This is a genomic window from Affinundibacterium macrobrachii, assembly GCF_014652415.1.
Classification (GTDB): domain Bacteria; phylum Pseudomonadota; class Gammaproteobacteria; order Burkholderiales; family Burkholderiaceae_D; genus Undibacterium; species Undibacterium macrobrachii.
This window is the reverse complement of record NZ_BMYT01000001.1, coordinates 214,224-234,058: the sequence shown is the minus strand read 5'-3', so window position 1 is coordinate 234,058 and position 19,835 is coordinate 214,224. Positions and strand designations below refer to the sequence as shown.

General features: G+C 44.7%; 18 protein-coding genes. 13 read left to right on the top strand and 5 right to left on the bottom strand.

Features of this window, described 5'->3' with window-relative positions:
- The first annotated feature begins 35 nt into the window (after positions 1 to 35).
- Positions 36 to 1,637, top strand: coding sequence for an ABC-F family ATPase (locus IE103_RS01025; RefSeq protein ID WP_189344160.1), 1,602 nt, complete (start codon positions 36 to 38; stop codon positions 1,635 to 1,637).
- 93 nt (positions 1,638 to 1,730) lie between these two features.
- On the opposite strand, the gene IE103_RS01020 is transcribed toward IE103_RS01025, so the two are convergent.
- Positions 1,731 to 2,411, bottom strand: coding sequence for a hypothetical protein (locus IE103_RS01020; protein WP_189344159.1), 681 nt, complete (start codon positions 2,409 to 2,411; stop codon positions 1,731 to 1,733).
- 373 nt (positions 2,412 to 2,784) lie between these two features.
- Between IE103_RS01020 and IE103_RS01015 the strand changes: the two genes are divergently transcribed.
- The gene (locus IE103_RS01015) at positions 2,785 to 3,210 is read left to right on the top strand and encodes a hypothetical protein (RefSeq protein WP_189344158.1); all 426 of its coding nucleotides are present in this window, start codon (positions 2,785 to 2,787) and stop codon (positions 3,208 to 3,210) included.
- Between the two features lie 153 nt (positions 3,211 to 3,363).
- Here IE103_RS01015 and IE103_RS01010 read toward each other — a convergent pair whose 3' ends face one another.
- From IE103_RS01010 to IE103_RS01000, 3 genes are all read right to left on the bottom strand, one after another.
- Positions 3,364 to 5,628, bottom strand: a complete 2,265-nt coding sequence (locus tag IE103_RS01010) for a xanthine dehydrogenase family protein molybdopterin-binding subunit (protein ID WP_189344157.1) — start codon at positions 5,626 to 5,628, stop codon at positions 3,364 to 3,366.
- A gap of 52 nt (positions 5,629 to 5,680) precedes the next feature.
- Positions 5,681 to 6,139, bottom strand: coding sequence for a (2Fe-2S)-binding protein (locus IE103_RS01005; RefSeq protein WP_189344156.1), 459 nt, complete (start codon positions 6,137 to 6,139; stop codon positions 5,681 to 5,683).
- A gap of 223 nt (positions 6,140 to 6,362) precedes the next feature.
- The gene (locus IE103_RS01000; RefSeq protein WP_189344155.1) at positions 6,363 to 7,340 is read right to left on the bottom strand and encodes a threo-3-hydroxy-L-aspartate ammonia-lyase; all 978 of its coding nucleotides are present in this window, start codon (positions 7,338 to 7,340) and stop codon (positions 6,363 to 6,365) included.
- Between the two features lie 353 nt (positions 7,341 to 7,693).
- Here IE103_RS01000 and IE103_RS00995 point away from each other — a divergent pair, with 353 nt between their 5' ends.
- From IE103_RS00995 to IE103_RS00985, 3 genes are read left to right on the top strand one after another with little or no spacing between them, the layout of a single operon-like run.
- A complete protein-coding gene (locus tag IE103_RS00995; RefSeq protein ID WP_189345044.1) occupies positions 7,694 to 8,932 on the top strand; it encodes a methyl-accepting chemotaxis protein in 1,239 nt (412 codons plus the stop codon).
- A 2-nt stretch (positions 8,933 to 8,934) separates the two neighbouring features.
- Positions 8,935 to 9,240 (top strand): chemotaxis protein CheW, encoded by a 306-nt coding sequence (locus tag IE103_RS00990; RefSeq protein ID WP_189344154.1) that lies wholly within the window; start codon positions 8,935 to 8,937, stop codon positions 9,238 to 9,240.
- 4 nt (positions 9,241 to 9,244) lie between these two features.
- On the top strand, positions 9,245 to 10,465 hold the full coding sequence (locus IE103_RS00985; protein WP_189344153.1) for a CheW domain-containing protein: 1,221 nt from the start codon (positions 9,245 to 9,247) through the stop codon (positions 10,463 to 10,465).
- 400 nt (positions 10,466 to 10,865) lie between these two features.
- On the opposite strand, the gene IE103_RS00980 is transcribed toward IE103_RS00985, so the two are convergent.
- Complete coding sequence (locus IE103_RS00980) at positions 10,866 to 12,176, bottom strand: hemolysin family protein (RefSeq protein WP_189344152.1); 1,311 nt, start codon at positions 12,174 to 12,176, stop codon at positions 10,866 to 10,868.
- Between the two features lie 343 nt (positions 12,177 to 12,519).
- Here IE103_RS00980 and IE103_RS00975 point away from each other — a divergent pair, with 343 nt between their 5' ends.
- The 8 genes from IE103_RS00975 (at position 12,520) to IE103_RS00940 (ending at position 19,829) form a co-directional block, all read left to right on the top strand.
- Positions 12,520 to 13,665, top strand: a complete 1,146-nt coding sequence (locus tag IE103_RS00975; RefSeq protein ID WP_229826995.1) for an efflux RND transporter periplasmic adaptor subunit — start codon at positions 12,520 to 12,522, stop codon at positions 13,663 to 13,665.
- Positions 13,665 to 14,873, top strand: a complete 1,209-nt coding sequence (locus IE103_RS00970) for an ABC transporter permease (protein WP_229826994.1) — start codon at positions 13,665 to 13,667, stop codon at positions 14,871 to 14,873. Before IE103_RS00975 ends, IE103_RS00970 begins: the two co-directional genes overlap by 1 nt.
- Positions 14,866 to 15,579, top strand: a complete 714-nt coding sequence (locus IE103_RS00965) for an ABC transporter ATP-binding protein (protein WP_189344150.1) — start codon at positions 14,866 to 14,868, stop codon at positions 15,577 to 15,579. The genes IE103_RS00970 and IE103_RS00965 overlap by 8 nt, the downstream gene beginning before the upstream one ends.
- Positions 15,580 to 15,738: 159 nt before the next feature.
- Positions 15,739 to 16,497 carry a molybdate ABC transporter substrate-binding protein gene (gene modA, locus IE103_RS00960; RefSeq protein ID WP_189344149.1) on the top strand — a complete coding sequence of 253 codons (759 nt, stop codon included), beginning with the start codon at positions 15,739 to 15,741 and terminating at the stop codon, positions 16,495 to 16,497.
- A gap of 64 nt (positions 16,498 to 16,561) precedes the next feature.
- Positions 16,562 to 17,245, top strand: a complete 684-nt coding sequence (gene modB, locus IE103_RS00955; RefSeq protein WP_229826992.1) for a molybdate ABC transporter permease subunit — start codon at positions 16,562 to 16,564, stop codon at positions 17,243 to 17,245.
- A gap of 97 nt (positions 17,246 to 17,342) precedes the next feature.
- A complete protein-coding gene (locus tag IE103_RS00950) occupies positions 17,343 to 18,017 on the top strand; it encodes a sulfate/molybdate ABC transporter ATP-binding protein (RefSeq protein WP_189344148.1) in 675 nt (224 codons plus the stop codon).
- Positions 18,018 to 18,090: 73 nt separating this feature from the next.
- Complete coding sequence (locus tag IE103_RS00945; protein WP_189344147.1) at positions 18,091 to 18,909, top strand: TOBE domain-containing protein; 819 nt, start codon at positions 18,091 to 18,093, stop codon at positions 18,907 to 18,909.
- 347 nt (positions 18,910 to 19,256) lie between these two features.
- Positions 19,257 to 19,829, top strand: coding sequence for a hypothetical protein (locus IE103_RS00940; protein WP_189344146.1), 573 nt, complete (start codon positions 19,257 to 19,259; stop codon positions 19,827 to 19,829).
- Positions 19,830 to 19,835: the final 6 nt, after the last annotated feature.

Genomic DNA, 19,835 nt, shown 5'->3' with positions numbered 1-19,835 from the left:
CGCGGTTAATTTAATTCCATGCAAAAGGTTTCAACGTGTTAGCAACCGCAAATATCACCATGCAGTTTGGCCCCAAGCCACTGTTTGAAAACATCTCAGTTAAGTTTGGCGAAGGCAATCGCTATGGCTTGATCGGCGCCAATGGCTGTGGCAAATCCACTTTCATGAAAATTCTTGGTGGCGATCTTGATCCCTCATCCGGTACCGTGATGCTCGACCAAAATGAGCGTTTAGGTAAATTGCGTCAAGATCAATTTGCATTTGAAGAAATGCGTGTATTGGATGTCGTGATGATGGGGCACACAGAAATGTGGGCAGCGATGGCAGAGCGCGATGCGATTTACGCGAATCCAGAAGCGACTGACGATGATTATATGAAGGCAGCAGACTTAGAAGCGAAGTTTGCTGAATACGATGGTTACACTGCCGAAGCACGTGCTGGTGAATTGCTGTTGGGCGTGGGCATTCCCACTGAACAGCATCAAGGCTTAATGAATGCGGTAGCACCAGGCTGGAAATTGCGCGTGTTATTGGCACAAGCTTTGTTCTCAAATCCAGACATTCTGTTACTGGACGAACCAACCAATAACTTGGATATTAATACGATTCGTTGGTTAGAAGACGTGTTGAATCAACGTAATTCGACGATGATTATTATCTCGCATGATCGTCACTTCTTGAATCAAGTCTGTACTCACATGGCGGATATGGATTACGGTACCTTGAAGATTTATCCGGGCAATTATGATGAATATATGCTGGCATCTTCACAGGCACGTGCGCAACAATTAGCGAATAACGCAAAAGCGAAAGACAAAGTGCTCGAGTTGCAAGATTTCGTACGTCGTTTCTCAGCCAACAAATCTAAAGCGCGCCAAGCGACATCACGCGCTAAGCAAATCGAAAAAATCAAGATTGAAGATGTTAAACCATCTAGTCGTCAAAATCCGTTTATTCGTTTTGATGGCGAAAAGAAATTGCATCGCTTAGCGGTTGCGGTAAAGCATTTATCCAAAGCATACGATCATAAATTATTCGATAGCTTTGACATCATGGTTGAAGCAGGTGAAAAAATCGCGATCATTGGTGCCAATGGTGCAGGTAAAACCACGTTATTACGTTGTATTGGTGGTGCCGATATTTGCGGTTTGACAGCAGATCGCGGTGAAGTAAAGTGGGCTGAAAATGCAAATGTCGGCTATATGCCGCAAGATCCTGCAGAAAATTTTGCTTCGGACAAAAATCTGACGGATTGGATGGGCATGTACACGCAAGAGGGTGATGATGACCAAGCCGTGCGTTCAATTTTGGGTCGCTTGTTATTCAGCGGTGACGATGTCAAAAAGTCGGTAAAAGTGCTTTCCGGTGGTGAAAAAGGTCGTATGACTTACGGCAAATTAATGCTAGGTCGTCATAATGTGTTGTTGATGGATGAACCGACCAATCACATGGATATGGAGTCGATTGAATCTTTAAATATCGCCCTCGAAAAATATGCTGGCACTTTGATTTTTGTGTCACATGATCGTGAGTTTGTTTCTTCTTTGGCGACTCGTGTACTAGAAGTGAAGGACGGCAAGGTGATTGATTTCCGTGGTAGCTATGAAGAGTACTTAGCGAGCCAAGGCATTGAGTAAGCTAGTCGTTGTAAGTGATTTGGCGTGTCTTTAGCGCCTTAAAAGTAAAAAAGGCTAGAAATTTTTCTGGCCTTTTTTTATCTTCATTGTGCTTTATTCTTCTAGAAATTCAGGATCATCCAAAGAAAATCGAACATACATGCGGGCATCAAATTGATCGCGTAATTCAATCGCTAAATCCTTACCTTTGGAATGCAAAACAGCCGAGACGTAGGCTTGTCTGAAGGTGTGAATATCGTAAAGATTCTGTGCTTTCTGTAATTTTCTCTGTAGGAAAAAACCTTTTAATCCTAAATGCTCTTTTATTGATTCCGCTAAATAGCGCTTCATCATTTGCACGCGCGATTCTGTTTTATCTTCATCAAACTTGGCGAGCAGGGCGTCTAGGTCTTGATTCCACGCGGGGTTTTCGTCTTCGGAAGCATCAAAAATCGTTTGCGATTCTTCTAGTGCATCGATAGAACCTAAGGTGTTAACTTGTAAGTCTGGAGAACTTGGATTTTGGGTCAAATCGAGATTATCGGATTGCTGATCGAGTATGGTATCAACTTGATCAGATTCAACCGACACGCGTTGAATAAACCCATCATCTAGCAATTCTTGCAGGCTTTGCGAATTCAATCCTAAGCCACCGATTTTTTGTACGATATCCGCATCTGTCTTTTTGCCATCAATGAGCACCAGTAAAGAACGCATACGCGAAGGTAAATGCCATTTGCGGGTAGCGATTTCTTCGCGCCCTTTATCGGTTTTGTCATAGATGGAAATTTGCATATACAGAAAAGAAAGCTTGATCCGAAAGTGTTAGCGATAAATTGTTGCAATTGGGAATTTTTTCGCACATTCGAAAATATACTATAAGTTTCTCGTGTTCCAACAGAATAGAAGAAAATAAGTCTGAATGATGAAATTTGCTTTAGTTTTCAATTCATTTAATCTTCAGTTAATCTTGAGTTAAAGAATTCTACACTTGAGATGGCGAAGCGCTTCTTGTTTAAAACTCGCTAAACTGTCGATGCTCTGATAACATCGCCGCTCAATTGAATTTATTTGTATTCGAAGATGTTTTCGTAACTCTGCATCTATATTGAGATGAATTCAATTTACGCAAATATCTACTGTTAACTTCCTGCTGATTCTCGCCTCTATGCCACGTATTTTATCGTTCTTGATTTTTTTAACTGCGATCTGTTCATTCGATCTTGTGCACGCAGATGCCTTTATTTGCATTGACCAGCAAGGGAAAAAGATTTTTTCCAGTGAAGCTTGTAGTAAGCGTGGCTTTAAAACCGCATCGAGTGAATTTCCTATCGTCGCAGGACAAGCTGTCAGTGCAAGAGTCATTATGCCAAAGCAAGAGACCGGACCTAAACTGGCTGAAAATGGCGGCATGTTAAGTGCCGATGGCAAATATGTGACCAAGCCGGGACAAATCTATATGGATAGCGAGTTACCACTTGAGAAGCCAGTTTTGTATTTTTTATTGTTGATGATGGCGGGTGCTGGTGCTTTGTTTTGTTTAATTTTCATCCGTTTTTTTAAAGCGCATCACAGCAAATTGAAACATGAGTGATTTTGAAAAGTAAGTATCATTGCGTGAAGTTGCATGAAATTGCGTGACTAAATCAATCGCGCTGTCGAACAAAAAGCCCCTAAGATCTAATGGTCTTAGGGGCTTTTTGATGGAAGTGAGTTTCTTAAGCGCTAACCCACAATATCAGCAATATTACGCCAACTTAAACGGCAAGCTACGTGGCACTTTGCCAGTTAATTGTGCAATCGCATTGGCAAATGCTGGTGCAAGCGGAGGCAAACCAGGCTCACCGATACCAGTTGGTGGGTCTGCGCTAGGAACGATGTGCACCGTCATTTGCGGCATATCAGTGATTCGTGCGACCGCATATTGTCCAAAGTTGTCTTGTTCAACGACACCGTCTTTCAAAGTGATCGCTGCATTTTCTAGACACATGCCCAAGCCCATTAAAGCCGCACCTTGAATTTGCGCTTCGATCGTCTTGGGATTGACCGCCAAATTGCAATGTACGCCCGCAGTTGCTGTATGGAGTTTTGCTTGTCCATTTTTGACCGATGCGGTCACGACATAAGCAACCACAGTTTGGAATGATTCATGTACCGCCACGCCCCAAGCTTGTCCCTTTGGTAAGCGACGTTTGCTGTAGCCCGATTTTTCCACCGCTAATTTCAATGCGGCAGTGTGGCGTGGATGTTTGTCGCCAAACTGTTTTAAGCGATAAGCGACGGGATCTTGTTTGGCAGCTCTCGCGATTTCATCGATTAATGTTTCCATCACATAAGCTGTGTGGGTTGACCCCACGCTGCGCCACCAAAGCACCGGCACATTGACTTTAGGATGATGCACCGACAAACGCATGGGAATCGGATAGGGATCGCGCATTCCTTCAATCGCCGTGCCATCGACACCATCTTTCATCAAGAATCCTTCAAATGGCGTGCCTGCAACAATGGATTGACCAACAATCACGTGATCCCAAGCCTGCACTTGGCCTTGCTCATCAAAACCGATCTGCGCTTTATGCACGTGCATGGGTCGATAATAGCCGCCTTTGATGTCATCTTCGCGGCTCCAAATAGTGCGTATCGGTGCTTGGATACCAGCGCTACGAGCGGCTTTGGCAACTTGACAGGACTCCACAACATAATCACAACTTGGAACCGCGCGACGCCCAAAACCACCGCCAGCCATTTGCACATGTATCTGTAGATTCTGTGGAGATACGCCTAATACTTGTGCCGCTGCCATCGCTTCTAAGCCTGGCATTTGCGTGCCTACCCACAATTCTGCTTTGCTAGCATCCGCATTAATGTGCACCGTGCAATTGAGCGGCTCCATTGGTGCATGCGCGAGATAAGGGAAAGTATATTCGGCTTGGATTTTTTTCGGCGCACTGGATAGTTGACTGACATCCGCTTTAAAGTGCAGATTACCCGTGGTTTGTGCTAATTCTCGATATTTTTTTAATTGCGCTGTCGAGTCAACTTTTTCTACTTGACTAGCATCCCAATCAATTTTCAAAAGATCACGTGCTTGTTTAGCTGGCCAATACCCATCAGCGATCACCGCAACTCCTTCGCCACCGCGATCTACTTTAATTTTAACAATCGCACGTACACCTTTAACTTGTTTCGCCGCATTGTCGTCAAATGATTTAATGCTGGCACCAAACACCATAGGATGGGCAATGACAGCAGTAAGCATGCCGGGCAGACGCACATCGATACCAAAATCTTGCTTGCCGCTTGATTTATCTTTCGCATCAAGACGACCAACTTGCTTGCCGATGATCTTGAAATTTTTTGGATCTTTTAAGCTAACTTTTGTTGGAACAACGACTTTCATCGCTGCTTCAGCCAGCTCACCATAGCTCAAAGTTTTTCCATCGGCACGAATCACCGTACTACGATCTGTGCGTAAAATGTCGGGACTCACATTCCACTGTGCAGCTGCCGCGCTGATTAACATGGCGCGTACTCGAGCGCCAAGTTCGCGATATTGTGTATAAGAATTTTTGATGGATCCCGACCCACCAGTCAAATGCATACCAAACGCAGGATCGACATAAGCAGGGTCGGCGCTACCATGAACCGCATGGACTTTGCCCCAATCAGCATCCAATTCTTCTGCCAGAATCATGGGTAAAGCAGTGTGTACACCTTGTCCAAACTCCAGCCGATTAATGGTGACAGTGATACTTCCATCGCGGGTGATTTGCACGAATGCGGTTGGTTGTTGAAAAGCTTTCAAACCGGCAGCATTGGCCTTGTTTTGCGGCGTGTCTTGAGCCTGAGCAGGGAATACGCCTAAGGCGAAACCGCTAGCGACTGTCATCTTGAGAAACTGACGACGCGACAATTCGGCTGATTTTCCAAATGAAGAATTCTGTTGTTCAATTAAACTAGCAATGCCTTTTGGGATCTGACTCAGATCACTATTTTTCGAATCGAAATGCATATGAATTCCTTTATGTGCGGTGATTTAATTGCGATCTTCTGGACCGATTCAATTAAGCTAGAGCGGCAGACGCCGCCTTGATGGCGCTGCGTATACGCTGATAAGTTCCGCAGCGACAAATATTGCCCGACATCGCCGCATCAATATCTGCATCACTTGGTTTTTTATTTGACTTCAGTAGAGCAGTAGCACTCATAATTTGCCCGCTCTGACAGTATCCGCATTGCGCCACATCATGCGCTACCCATACTGCATGGACGGCTTTACCCACTTTGTCATTCGTAATCGCTTCGATCGTCGTAATCTTGCGGCCGCTGACCGCAGATACGGGTGTAATGCATGAACGTATCGCTTGACCATCGACATGTACCGTACAGGCACCACATTGGGCAACACCACAACCGAATTTCGTTCCACTCAATCCGAGTCCATCACGAATTGCCCACAATACAGGAGTATCTGGCGCGAGATCTAGCGCGCTTTCTTTCATATTGACGTTAAGTTTTAGCATTTCTATATTCCTTTTCTCATATTTGATGCGCGTAAAAAGGTGACTTCGACGGATCTATTTTTTTGATGCTTATTTATTGCTTATTCATTGCGTACTCATTGCTTACTCAGACTAGTGAATATCGCGGCGAGTAGCAAGTTTATTTCAAAAATCAAATTGGCGTATTGGTCGCCAATCATACACAACCACAGCAAACTAAGTATTGCTACATAAGTATTGCTAACTAAGCCTCAGAATCTAAAACAAATCGTGCAAAGCGCCGTAAATCCACATTACCTCCAGAAATAATGATGCCGACTCGGCGTCCACGTAAATCATATTTGCCACTCATTGCCAAGGCGGCACCTAGGCAACCAGTCGGTTCCACCATCATCTTCGTTCGGTTGGCGAAGAATTTCATGGTATCGATTAATTGCGCGTCGCTGACTGTTTCAATTGCATCCACATATTGTTGAATTATTGGGAAGGTATAGTTTCCAAGGTGCTGCGTTTGCGCACCATCGGCAATCGTGTTTGGCGTTTCAATGTGGACGATACTGCCGCTTTGAAAACTACGCTGCCCGTCATTACCTGCTTCTGGTTCAACACCAATTACCTGGCATTGTGGGCTTAATGATTTTGCCGCAAGTGCACAACCTGAGAGCAGACCACCACCACCCAAGGGAACAAATAAGTAATCCAGTTGACCCACTTCTTCAATCAATTCTTTGGCGCTGGTACCTTGTCCAGCCATCACATGCGGATGATCGTAGGGCGGAATTAATGTTAAGCCTTGATCTTGAGCCAAGCGTCGACCAATTTCTTCACGATCTTCTTTGTATCGGTCATACATCACGATCTCGGCACTATATCCGCGTGTCGCTGCGACTTTTATTTCGGGAGCATCATGCGGCATCACGATCACCGCACGTATTCCAAACAAGCGTGCTGCTTTCGCAATTGCTTGCGCATGATTGCCCGACGAAAAACTCACCACCCCTCGTTGCTTTTGTTGCGGAGAAAACTGTATTAGTGCATTGCAAGCACCGCGAAATTTAAAAGCGCCGGTATCTTGAAAATTCTCACATTTAAAAAATAGTTCTGCACCTGCTAATTGATTAGCGACAGATGAACGCTGAACTGGTGTTCTTTTAACATGCGCCGCGATACGTTGGTGGGCGAGTTGAATATCGTTAAAGCAAATATTTTCTGAAATTAACATAAATTTACATTCGAAATTGTCTATGTGCTTGCGCTATCAAATTGTGTAAATAAGCAGCGCTAGCGTGGTAATCTGTTATGGGGAATTGGGCTTAAATTCTTGATTTTTATTTGCGACATTTGATTTGTTTAAGTCAAGACATTCAAAGACAAAGCTTCGAAGACTTAACATTCTTTAACTTTGCGAACTATTGCTTGGCAAAACTAAAGCAAGATAAACTCAATTTAATATTTCCATGTAGCAATTTAAATGTGAGATCAATCATGACTGCACACAACTCATTCATTCAAGAAGATTTGCTTCAAGCTTTAAACCAAGTTCAAGCCATTGTTCAATTTGACTTATAAGGGCAAATATTACATGCGAATGAGAATTTTCTGCGCATTTTTGGCTACTCAGCTGAGCACGTCGTTGGTCAACATCACAAATTATTTTGCACTAGGGAAGAATCAAGTAGTCGCGATTATCAAATCTTTTGGGATAAGCTAGGACGTGGCGAACATAGTGCTGGCGTCTACCATCGGGTCGATGTACACGGTAAAGACGTGTGGATACAGGCATCCTACAATCCCGTACTAGATGCTTCCGGAAAACCCTACAAGGTCATTAAGTTCGCAACAGATATTACCGCTCAACGTATTCAAGAATCTGAGTTCGAAGAGAAGATTGCCGCGATATCACGTTCCCAAGCAGTGATTGAATTTGATTTGCGAGGCTATGTACTTGATGTCAATAATAACTTCTTACGCACCATGGGTTATACCCGCGATGAAGTCATCGGACAGCACCAAAAGATGTTCTGCGAAGAGACTTTAATTAAATCCGCTGAATATAGAAATTTCTGGGCCGATTTAGGTGAGGGACAATTTAAGAGCGGCAGATTTAAACGTCTAGGCAAACATGATGCCGAAGTTTGGATACAAGCGACGTACAACCCAGTTATCGACTTGCATGGTAAGCCCTACAAGGTAGTGAAGTATGCGATGGATATCAGTGAGCAAGTACAACGTGAAAATACCATCCGTGAAAAGGTCGATCTCATCACTAAGATTTTGGATGAGCTCACCACATCAATCGACAGCATTTCTAAGAGTTCTGAACATTCAAACGATCTAGCGGAACGAACGCAACAACACGCGATGGATGGTAGTGCGGTCTTGCAACGATCCCAAGACGCGATCATGGCGATTCAGCAGTCATCCAAGGATATCAACGAGATTATTAATACCATCGCGAATATCGCAAATCAAACCAATTTATTAGCGTTTAATGCGGCGATTGAAGCAGCGCGTGCTGGTGAACAAGGCCTGGGATTTTCTGTGGTTGCAGATGAAGTAAGAAAATTAGCAGAAAAATCTACCATGGCAGCGCGTGAAATTGCGAAGCTTGTTACGCAGACGGTAACACGAGTTGATGAAGGTGGTCGATTAACGGAGCAGGTGAGTGACTCGTTCTCAAAAATTCTCAATTCGATGACAAGTACGACCGAATCGATTTCATTAATTCATACAGCAACGACAGAACAAGCAGAAGCAACCAGAAACGTATCAAAACTGTTGAACGAGTTAAACCAAACAACGGAGTATTTGTGACCATGACGATGGCAGCTGTGCGTACGGATGTCATCCAAAACTTCATTCTATGTAAGTTAAATGACCTTCAATTTGCGGTTCCTCTCGAATTTGTCATGCAGGCGATTGAGATGCCTAAGGATTTTTCGCATATCCCTAGACGAGACAGCGCGGTGCTCGGCATTTTGACTTATCGAGAACAATCGATCCCACTCATTGATCTACGACGTTGGTTACCTTGGCCGGGAGAGTTACATAACTCTCCGCCGCAAGTGTTATTGCTAAAGATGGAAAAAAAAATCGATTGGTATTGCAATCGACTTGGTTGAAGGTTTGCAAAAAACTACCATAGGCCAAATACATCGCCTTATTCATGCTGAGGATGCTGATGAACTTTTTCACACCAGCATACAGATTAAGCAGTATCAATCTCTTGAAAATTCTAATGCTGCTGAAATTACTGATATGCGTGATATCAGCGACACCAAATATCAAGCAAAAACAGTCGGCGTATTGGATGTTCCGGCACTACTTAAACTCAGTCAAATTTGGTCTAGCGTGGGGCAAAGTGATGCGCTTTTCGAACACTCGCCATTTTCAAAGCCGTTGGAAAATGGGCTATACAGCGAGTCTCAAAAAAAACTATTTGCCAGTTTTAAAATAGATACTCAAATTCTTGCGATCTCAACCGATGAAGTGGCCGCTGTTTTGCCAATGCCACCAATACAGAAAATTTTAGGCGCGGATGCAAGTTGGTTGGGCTTAGTGAAGTGGCGTAATCGCGACGTCCCTGTACTAGCTACATTACCCAGCATAGGTTTCGAGCGCATTGACACCAATTCTAGTCTCACTAATCTCTTACTTATCTTGACGCATGAAGGTCGTTGCGTTGGTTTGCCAGTCGATGATGTGAGTAAAGTAGAGACGCTCCATCTCGACACCTTACAGGGTTCTGCAGAAGCTGGCTTGCCCATCAATTCTGCGCTACAAGGTGTTTGTAATTTAGCAGATAAGTCGAAAGCGCTGGTCGTTAGTGGTACAGGCTTAATTGGCAATTGCCCTATGAGTGCCTTAAGCGAAACGGAAGACATTGATCAGAAAGAATTAACGCGCAACAAAGAAATCTTTGTGGTGATTCAAGCAGGTCATGCGTGGGCGATTAATATCCAGCATCTAGAGTCGATCATTAATTTGCCCGAGCAAATTGATACGCTTACCGCAATTCAGCCTGCTCAAGTTGGGAACATTGTCTGGAATAATAAAACGCTAGCGTTATGGGATCTGGGTTTATTATCCGTGCAAAAACCGTCCGAAATGAATTCTGAATCGAAGATTTTAATCACCCGCATAGGTCAGCGATTAGTTGGTTTGTTGATCGAGAAGCTAGTTTTGCTATTACCTGGACGTATGGGGCAAGTGCACGACTTCTCAAACACAAATGCGCACACCTCGCAAATCATCACGGTGAAATACGAAGATCACATCAAGAGTTACAGCATACTTGATCCGCAAAATTGGACACCGTTGCAGAACAGTATCCAATTGAGTCAGTAACTAATCAATAAAATTGATAAAGATTTTGAGTGATTGTGCTGCTAATAAGTAAGCAGCAATCGTAGTGAAAAGGGGACTTCTATTCAGATTCCCGAGTGATTGCAACTGAGCGCTTATTTCGAGCGAATTGCTAATGAACTTTTCAAAGTTAAGCGTAGCGCTTGTCCAACTGGGACTTTATAACTGCGCCATTCTTTGTAGTCTTTGATTGCGGCTAACATCTTCATATTCCTTGTTTGTGATAAGTGGTGAACAACGTGTGCACATGATAAGTTGCGCAACAAGTAGTTTCTGTGATGGCCAGCACAAACAAGCAATTAATTTAGCTCTTTGAGTATCTGTTCTAAATCGAATCTGAACGACGCTGTTCGAGTGAGGAACTTAGTTTAAAGTAGCGTCGTTAAAGCAGCGTCGGCGGTAAGATTTCAGAGATCAATAAACGATCAATGCGGTTTTTATCCATATCGACCACTTCAATGCGGAAGCCTTCCCACTCAAAATGTTCTGACTCTCTTGGGATATAGCCAAAGTGCGTCAGTACAAAGCCTGCTAAGGTGTGATACGAACCCGATGTCTCTTCTGGAAACTTGACATCGGTATTCAGAATTTCTCGGAAACGATCAAAGGAAATTCCACCATCAATTAGCCAAGAACCATCTTCACGCTGAATTGCATCAGATTCTTCATCGCTATCGACTGCCACTACATCGCCGACCAGTGCGCCGAGTACATCGCTCAAGGTCACGATACCTTCGATCTCTCCATATTCGTTAACTACCAACGCAAATTCAGCGCGATTTTTCTTCAATGCTTCAAGCAACTGCATCGCACTGAGGGTTTCAGGAATGTATAAAGCCGGTTTCAAAGCAGTGGCAATATCAACCGCCAGCAAAGATTTGGACTCAATCGCTTGATCGAATAAATGTCCGCCATGCACAATCCCTAGCACATTCGATAAATCTCCTTTGCAGACAGGAAATCTACTGTACGGGCTAGTTTTGATTTTTGCCAAATTGGTTTCTAAGGATTCTTCGATATCGATAAAGTCGATATCCATACGCGGCGTCATTAAGGCAGCGACACGTTGGTCATCTAGTCGCAAAGCGCGCGAAACAATATCGTGCTCGGTCTTTTCAAACAACCCTGCATCGGTTCCTTCTTGCAGCATACCGGCGATTTCTTCTTCTGTGACCGCATTGTTTTTGGTTTGATGTAAGCCCATCAAACGTAATAAGGCTTCTGTTGTGAATGTCAGGATTTTGACAAAAGGCCCCATCACGCCTGACAACCATTGCATAGGCGCAGCAATTAAAGAAGCAACCGTTTCGGGATACTGCATCGCGATGCGCTTAGGCAGCAATTCGCCAAGTATCAAGGAAGAGAATGTGATACCAACTACCACCAGTGCCAAGGCGATTTCTCTTGAGAATTCACCAATCATTGGGATGTTTTCTAATTTTGGACTGAGTTGCGCGACAAGTGATGCTTCACCAAAAGCACCATTAAAAATGCCGATTAAGGTGATACCGACCTGTATCGTCGAAAGGAAACGACTGGGACTATCAGAAAGTTCGAGTGCGGCCTGCGCGCCTCGGCTGCCATTTTCTGACATTTTTTGTAAGCGTATGCGCTTGGAAGAAACTACCGCAATTTCAGACATGGCGAACAAGCCATTGACCAAAATCAGACCTAAAATAATCAGTATGTCCATTGTGAGAGGGTAGGTCGCTTGCTCGATTACCCCCAGTAATTAAGGAAAGCTCATTGTACCGAAAATTTTCATTTTGTGAGAGCTTGCTTAGTTAGCTTGGTTATTGAGCTAAGTTCATGAGCTAGGTTATTGAGCATACTTATAAAGCAAAATCATCTGTGTCGGGAAATATAAGATGCGTTCGACTTCGATCATTGAGTAAAACACCTAAATAGTGGGGCGTTAAAACAGGTTAAAATCATTGTCTGAGGTATTCACGTACATCCTAATTCATACTATGAAACGCTATCGCTTTCTTCTTACCGCAGTTTGTTTGCTCTTAGTCATGCTCGCATGGAGTGGTATGCAGAAGATGCGAGGACCAGCGTTGTCTGGCTATCAAGTTCAGGCACAAGCACTAGTGCAAACCGTAGTCGCCACTGGTCGCGTGGCAGCAGTATCTCGGGCGCAAGTTAGCAGTCCGATCACGGGTGTTGTTGTAGAACGACGTGTGCGTGAAGGCGATATGGTCAAGCCAGGCGACGTATTAGCAATATTGCGCGCAGATGACTTAGCGGCTGCTGTTCGAGAAGCTGAAGCTGCGCTAGCGCAATTACAACAAGCAACTCGACCGCAAGCACAGGCAAGTCTGCGTGAAGCACAGTCACGATTAGCGCAAGCCAGTCGCGAGGTAAATCGACGTCGTGATCTTTTTCAACAAAAAATGATCACAAACGAATCGATGGAACAGGCGATACAGATCGAGACCGCTGCGCGCACAGCAGTCGAGCAAGCCTTATTAGCGAATAATGCTGTCGGTGTCGGCAAAGCTAGTGAGACCGCTGCTCGTGCTCGTATCGCCAGCGCGAAAGCACAGTTGGCAAAAACCATTATTCGTGCCGAAGTGGCTGGTATTGTATTAACTCGCAATGCAGAACCAGGCGATTTGGCTCAACCGGGACGTGTGCTATTTGAAATTGCACGTGCAGGTGATACCGAAGTCCTTATGCCTCTAGATGAAAAAAATCTCGGGGTGCTAGCGATTGGTCAAGCAGCTACTTGCATCGCAGATGCTTTTCCCAATCGCCCATTTCCTGCCAAAGTCAGCTTTATCGCGCCAGGGATCGATCCGCAGCGCGGCACGGTTGAAGTGCGTTTAACCGTTGATCCAGTTCCTGAATTCGTACGTCAAGGAATGACGATCTCGGTCAACGTAGAAACCGGTCGACGCGATCGTGCGCTCGTTGTTCCTAATGACGTGTTATTTGCGACGAATGACAACAACGCCACTGTTTGGGTGATTGAAGATGGTCGAGCGGTACGGCGTCAAGTTCAGCTTGGTTTGCGCGGGCTTATCCAAACTGAAGTTACCGCAGGCTTGCGCGCTGGTGATTGGGTTCTTACCGCAATTCCTGCTAATTTGACAGACGGCGATCGGGTTAGATTGGTCGCGACTAGTTTGTCCATCGATCCTGCAACACGTAAAGAATTACCTGTCAAATTGGACTGATGCCAATGTGGACTGAATGGACAATTGCAACCAAGTTTCTGCGTGAAGGCAAAGCGCAAAGTACCTTGATTTTGGTGGGGATAGCTATCGGTGTTGCAGTGATTGTTTTTCTTACTGCGCTCATTACCGGACTACAATCAAACATCATTCAGCGCACATTGGGCACGCAAGCACATATCAAAGTGCAACAAACCGAAGAACTTAATCGTATCGTGGCTCCTGATCCCGATAGCGTACAACTGACCATCGAAAGTAAACGCGCACAACGCCTACGTTCAATTAATAATTGGCAGCAGGTGCGTGATGTGCTCGACACGCTGCCTCGCGTTACCGCCGTATCGCCGATCATTTCCGGACCTGCATTTGCACGGCGTGGCGAATCCTTACAATCGGTTGCGCTGGTTGGTATTGATGCGCCGCGTTACTTACGCATTATCCCCGTCAAAGACGACATGATTGCAGGTGTATTTCGTATCGGTGCTGGCGATACTGTGATCGGCAAACAATTGGCGACCGATCTAGGAATGCGGGTGGGCGATAAATTACGTCTAGATGGCGGGCAAGGGCGTGAGAGTATTTTAAATGTCGCAGGAATTTTCGAGTTGGGTGTGCGTGAGCTTGATGCCCGTTATGTGTATTTAGATATGAAGCAAGCGCAATCTCTACTTGATCTACCTGGTGCGGCAACAGTCATTGATGTGACGGTCGATGATATTTTCGAAGCACAAAAAATTGCTGAACGAGTTGCGCGTCTCACCGGTTTAAAAGTTGAAAGTTGGATGGAAACCAATACCCAATTAATGAATGCCTTACGTTCGCAAAGTCTATCGACTCAGATGATTAGCGTTTTCGTGGCACTCAGTGTTGCCTTGGGCATTGCCAGTGTCTTGACCGTCAGTGTGGTGCAACGAACGCGTGAGATCGGCATCTTGCGGGCGATGGGTAGCACACGACAACAAATGTTGCGCGTATTTTTAGTGCAAGGTGCTTTATTTGGCTTGAGCGGCTCTATACTCGGCGTGGCGGTCGGCTATGCCTTGGTTGGTGCATTTAATACTTTTGGTCCCAAACTGTTTTATATTCCCATCGATGCATGGCTACCTGTAGCGGCAACTGCGATTGCAGCAGTAACTGGTATCTTCTCGGCAACGATACCTGCACGACGCGCGGCTGCACTCGATCCAGTGGAGGCGATTCGCCATGTCTAAACATGATGTCAATGAACAGATATTACGCCTTGAAGGTCTGCGAAAAAGTTACAACGTCGGCAAACCAACCGAAGCTGAAGTGTTGCATGGCTTGGATTTGATTTTACAGCGACGTGATTTCGCTTCATTAGTTGGCGCATCCGGTTCGGGAAAGAGTTCGCTGCTCAACATCATTGGTTTGCTAGATCGACCAACTGCAGGTGAATTATATCTACTGGGTGAACCGACTCGATCGATGGACGATGCGCGCCGCACAGCACTGCGTGGTAGCACCATCGGTTTTGTCTTCCAGTTTCATCATTTAATCCAAGCATTTACCGCATTAGAAAACGTCTTGATGCCGCTGATGGTGGCAAACGGCAAGCCAACCAAGGAACAAATTGAACGTGCGCGAAATTTACTAAGCCAGGTGGGCTTAGAAGGATTAGAGCAGCGCAAGCCAGATCAACTTTCAGGTGGGCAGCAACAACGCGTCGCAGTCGCTCGCGCACTGGTCACTAATCCGGCACTGTTATTAGCAGATGAGCCTACCGGCAATCTCGATACCAAGTCTGCTGCTGAAGTGTTTCAATTGTTTCGTAAATTCAATCAAGAGTCTGGCTGCGCGGTACTTTTGGTCACGCACGATCCGCGCTTATCTGAACAATGTGATCGAACCATTAAGCTGGTCGATGGCAATATTGAGAGTGATGTTGTGTCAACCTGATCAGATTTTCCTCGGTGGCTATGAGCTAGTTAGCATGTAAAGCAAAATTTCTTGATTCATGAGCATAATCAAGTGAATTCAGTTTCCTTTGGTCGGCGATTTCGCAAACCGTTATATCTCAGTGTATATTACGAACTTGGCAAACTGATTGAGACCATAATGCGAAAGAGTAATCTGAGAGCAATATTTGCGACTGCCTTGCTAGTCACAACGACATCTATTGCTCAGGCAGGAGACATCACCGTTTCGGCAGCGGCAAGTTTGACGAATGCGTTTAAGGAAATTGCGCAAATCTATCAGACACAGCATCCCAATGCCAAAGTCGCTTTAAACTTTGGCGGATCAGGTGCGCTACTACAACAAATTGCTAAAGGTGCTCCGGTTGATGTTTTTGCCTCAGCTGACCAAGAAACCATGGATGCGGCAGAAAAACAAGGCTTGGTAGCAAACATAGATCGTCATAACTTTGTAAAAAATAATTTAGTGCTAATTGTGCCGAAGGACAGTCAATTTAGCCCAAAGCGCCTACAAGACTTAACGCAAGTGCAGGTAAAACGCATCGCGATTGGAAATCCGGCGAGTGTTCCCGTTGGGCGCTATACCGTACACGCCTTAGCATCAGTAAAACTGTGGCCCGGGCTGGAGAGCAAGGCAATTAACACACAAAATGTGCGCCAATCACTAGATTATGTCGCGCGTGGCGAAGTCGATGCAGGATTTGTCTATGCAACAGATGCGTCGATTATGAGTGACAAAGTGACTGTGGCGTTCGAAGTGCCATTGGATGTCGCGATTAGCTATCCGATTGCAATTGTCAAAGATAGCAAGAATAGGGAAGAAGCAAAACGATTCATTCGCTTTTTAGCCTCAGCACAAAGTCAAGCGATCTTGAGCAAGTATGGTTTTCAAAAGCCTTAGTTCTAGATAAACAGCTAATCGACATCCACTAAGCACTGAATAAAAAGACAATACATCCTAACCAATGATAAATTTTGAATGGTCTGCCGTCTTGCTGTCGTTAAAAGTCGCCGGCATCGCAACACTACTTAATTTGTTTTTAGGTGTGGCGGTCGGCTATTTATTGGCACGAACACGATTTCCCGGCAGAGATTTACTAGACACCGTATTGACCTTGCCTATGGTGATGCCACCGACAGTGTTGGGCTATTATTTATTGGTATTAATGGGAAGGCGGAGTTGGTTGGGGGCTTGGTTGCAAGACCACTTTGGTTTTAGTTTTATCTTTACTTGGCAGGGTGCTGTTGTGGCGGCATCGATTGTGGCATTTCCCTTGGTATTTAAACCTGCACGCGCCGCGTTTGAAGCGGTTGATGGGCAACTTGAACAAGCTGCACGGGTGTTAGGTGTATCCGAGTTTGCACTTTTTTTTAGAGTGACATTACCTATTGCATGGCGTGGAATTTTGGCAGGGGTGTTGTTGGGATTCGCACGTGCACTGGGTGAATTTGGAGCGACCTTGATGGTGGCTGGTAGCATTCCAGGGCAGACCCAAACCCTATCTATCGCGATTTATGAAGCGGTCCAAGCAGGAAACGACGATGTCGCGAATAGTTTAGTAGTACTAACATCGGTGATTTGTATTGTGGTGTTGATGGTGGCGAATAAATTAGCTCCCGGCCGCGTGGCCAGTAGAAATCACAACTGAACATCGCAACAAATAAACCCAACAGCGAATTGAGAAATTCTTGAGGCGATTCGCTGTACAGCAATAGGTCAACATGACCAAAATTAAAGGCAAAAGGATGCGATTTAATTTTCATATTCAAAAACGACTGAGTTCGAATCAACGTGTTTTTGATTTGGATGTTCGCTTGAATACCGATAGTCAGCGTATTGTGATTCTAGGAGAATCAGGTTCAGGAAAGAGTCTGACTTTAAAAGCCATCGCGGGATTAATTACTCCTGACACGGGATATATTGCTTTAGATAATCAAGTTTTTTTCGATAAACATCAAGGCATCAACAAATCTCCACAGCGAAGACAGCTTGCCTACCTATTTCAAGATTACGCGCTGTTCCCACACTTAAATGTTAGGCAAAACATTGCTTTTGGCTTAGCAAAAGGGTGGTTCAATCCCTCAAATCGAACACAAGATCCAAGAGTATCTTACTGGCTAGACGCATTTCAATTACATGCCGTTGCAGATCAATTGCCGCACGAGCTCTCCGGCGGTCAAAAACAACGTACTGCTTTAGCGCGAGCCTTGATCTCAGAACCTGCAGCCTTGTTATTAGACGAACCATTTGCCGCACTCGATCCTGCTTTGCGCGTCATCATGCGTAAAGAATTAGATGAACTACAGCGCTCACTGAAGGTACCGATGATGTTGATTACGCATGACCCTGAAGATGCCCATGTATTTGGCGAACATATCCTATCTATGCACGAAGGGCGAATAAATGGTAATACTCCCTAGAGTTATTGGCTCCTACTCATCGCCAAGCACATCTCATGCAGTCAATCGTCGTTAAATTCCTGCTTTGATCAATATGGAAAACAAATCCAATACAAATATCGAAATCAATGGCTCAGTCTGGATGACGGTCGATGGTGAAAATTTTGGTGGCAAAGGTCGCATAGAGCTATTGGCGCAAATTGCAGAATGTGGATCAATCACGCAAGCAGCAAAAGCAATTAAGATGAGCTACAAGGCCGCGTGGGATGCAATTGATAACATGAATAATTTGGCTGGCGAGCCATTAGTTGAACGCCTAACTGGTGGTAAAGGAGGTGGTGGCACACGTCTCACAAAACGAGGTCAACAACTGGTTGATAACTTCAAAATTATCGACAAAGAACACCGCGAATTCATTTCACAATTAGGCAAGCATGCAGAAGGTATTGCTGACGATTTTTTATTGATCAAGAAAATGAATATGAAAACGAGCGTACGCAATCAATATCGCGGCACGATTACACACCTACAATATGGTGCAGTCAATGATGAGATAGAACTACAAATCGGCGGCAATCAAAAACTAATCGCGGTTATCACACACGAAAGTACAGAAGAACTAGGCTTACGTGTCGGCACAGAAGTATTTGCCTTGGTAGCAGCTTCATCGATTATTGTAATGACTGATGTTAGTGACGATGTGAAACTATCGGCACGCAATCAACTGACTGGCCTAATTTCGCGCATCCAAGTTGGCGCAGTCAACACAGAAATCGTGATTGAGATGGGTGAAGCCAGCTCGTTGGCAGCAACCATCACCAATCAAAGTGTCGAAAGCTTAGGTCTAGCTGTTGGACGAGCAGCAGCCGGCGTTTTCAAAGCATCAAGCGTTATTATTGGCGTTCCTGCTTAATTGATCGAAATTCGAAAAGAGTAATCTACATAAACAATGCAAGATCAAAGGGGCGAAATCCCACAAAACTTAATTTGACATAATATAAATTATACGAACTGATGCATTATCCTGTATAGTGCTTTTGTGTAAGTATTTAAAGCTGCTCCACACAAAACCAACTCAATACCAACGGCAAACAAGACCACTAACTATCAATCCAAGCAAACAAAGATTCGCAAAAAGCAGCTATGAACTTTATCTCATCACGAACGTCGAACTGACGTGACCAAATTAATGTTCTACTCGTACGCTATTTGATCAAGTCCAATCTCAATGCATCCATCACCATTAGGAGTAAAAATAAAATGTATTCAAAAATGATCGCTAGCTCAATCTTGCTTGGTGCAACTTTATTTAGTGCCCCAAGCTTTGCCTCAGATAAACCAGCCATGCTGCAACAAAATTCACCAGTTCTCGTAACTTCACCTGCAGCACGTGTTGCTGATGTTCAAACGATTGATGGCATTGTCGCGGCTCTTTACGATGTAATTTCTGGCGGCATTGGCCAGCCACGTGATTGGAATCGGATGCGGTCTTTATTCATTCCCGAAGCAAGGATCATGGCGATTGGGCCTAAACGTGACTCTAAAGATCTCGCTCTTCGTATCATGACGGTCAGTGATTATATTGCCAACTCTGGGCCGATTTTGATTGAAACGGGATTTCGCGAGAAAGAGTTAAGCCGTAAAACCGAAGTTTGGGGTGAATTAGCTCATGTCTTCACAACCTATGAAACCAATACCGAAAAAAGTAAAACTGCACAACGTGGCATCAATAGCGTGCAACTAATGAATGATGGTACAAGATGGTGGATTGTTTCTTTGCTGTTTGAAGCAGAAAGGGTGCAATTAAGTTTGCCTGAGACCTATTTAAAATAACAAGCT

Coding starts and splice junctions, on each gene's coding strand:
- IE103_RS00970 (WP_229826994.1), top strand. CDS start 13,665: ATGCCAATGTGGACTGAATGGACAATTGCAACCAAGTTTCTGCGTGAA.
- IE103_RS01000 (WP_189344155.1), bottom strand. CDS start 7,340: ATGTTAATTTCAGAAAATATTTGCTTTAACGATATTCAACTCGCCCAC.
- IE103_RS00965 (WP_189344150.1), top strand. CDS start 14,866: ATGTCTAAACATGATGTCAATGAACAGATATTACGCCTTGAAGGTCTG.
- IE103_RS00990 (WP_189344154.1), top strand. CDS start 8,935: ATGACGATGGCAGCTGTGCGTACGGATGTCATCCAAAACTTCATTCTA.
- IE103_RS00980 (WP_189344152.1), bottom strand. CDS start 12,176: ATGGACATACTGATTATTTTAGGTCTGATTTTGGTCAATGGCTTGTTC.
- IE103_RS00950 (WP_189344148.1), top strand. CDS start 17,343: ATGCGATTTAATTTTCATATTCAAAAACGACTGAGTTCGAATCAACGT.
- IE103_RS01010 (WP_189344157.1), bottom strand. CDS start 5,628: ATGCATTTCGATTCGAAAAATAGTGATCTGAGTCAGATCCCAAAAGGC.
- modA (WP_189344149.1), top strand. CDS start 15,739: ATGCGAAAGAGTAATCTGAGAGCAATATTTGCGACTGCCTTGCTAGTC.
- IE103_RS01015 (WP_189344158.1), top strand. CDS start 2,785: ATGCCACGTATTTTATCGTTCTTGATTTTTTTAACTGCGATCTGTTCA.
- IE103_RS01005 (WP_189344156.1), bottom strand. CDS start 6,139: ATGCTAAAACTTAACGTCAATATGAAAGAAAGCGCGCTAGATCTCGCG.
- IE103_RS00975 (WP_229826995.1), top strand. CDS start 12,520: ATGCAGAAGATGCGAGGACCAGCGTTGTCTGGCTATCAAGTTCAGGCA.
- modB (WP_229826992.1), top strand. CDS start 16,562: ATGATAAATTTTGAATGGTCTGCCGTCTTGCTGTCGTTAAAAGTCGCC.
- IE103_RS00940 (WP_189344146.1), top strand. CDS start 19,257: ATGTATTCAAAAATGATCGCTAGCTCAATCTTGCTTGGTGCAACTTTA.
- IE103_RS00945 (WP_189344147.1), top strand. CDS start 18,091: ATGGAAAACAAATCCAATACAAATATCGAAATCAATGGCTCAGTCTGG.
- IE103_RS01020 (WP_189344159.1), bottom strand. CDS start 2,411: ATGCAAATTTCCATCTATGACAAAACCGATAAAGGGCGCGAAGAAATC.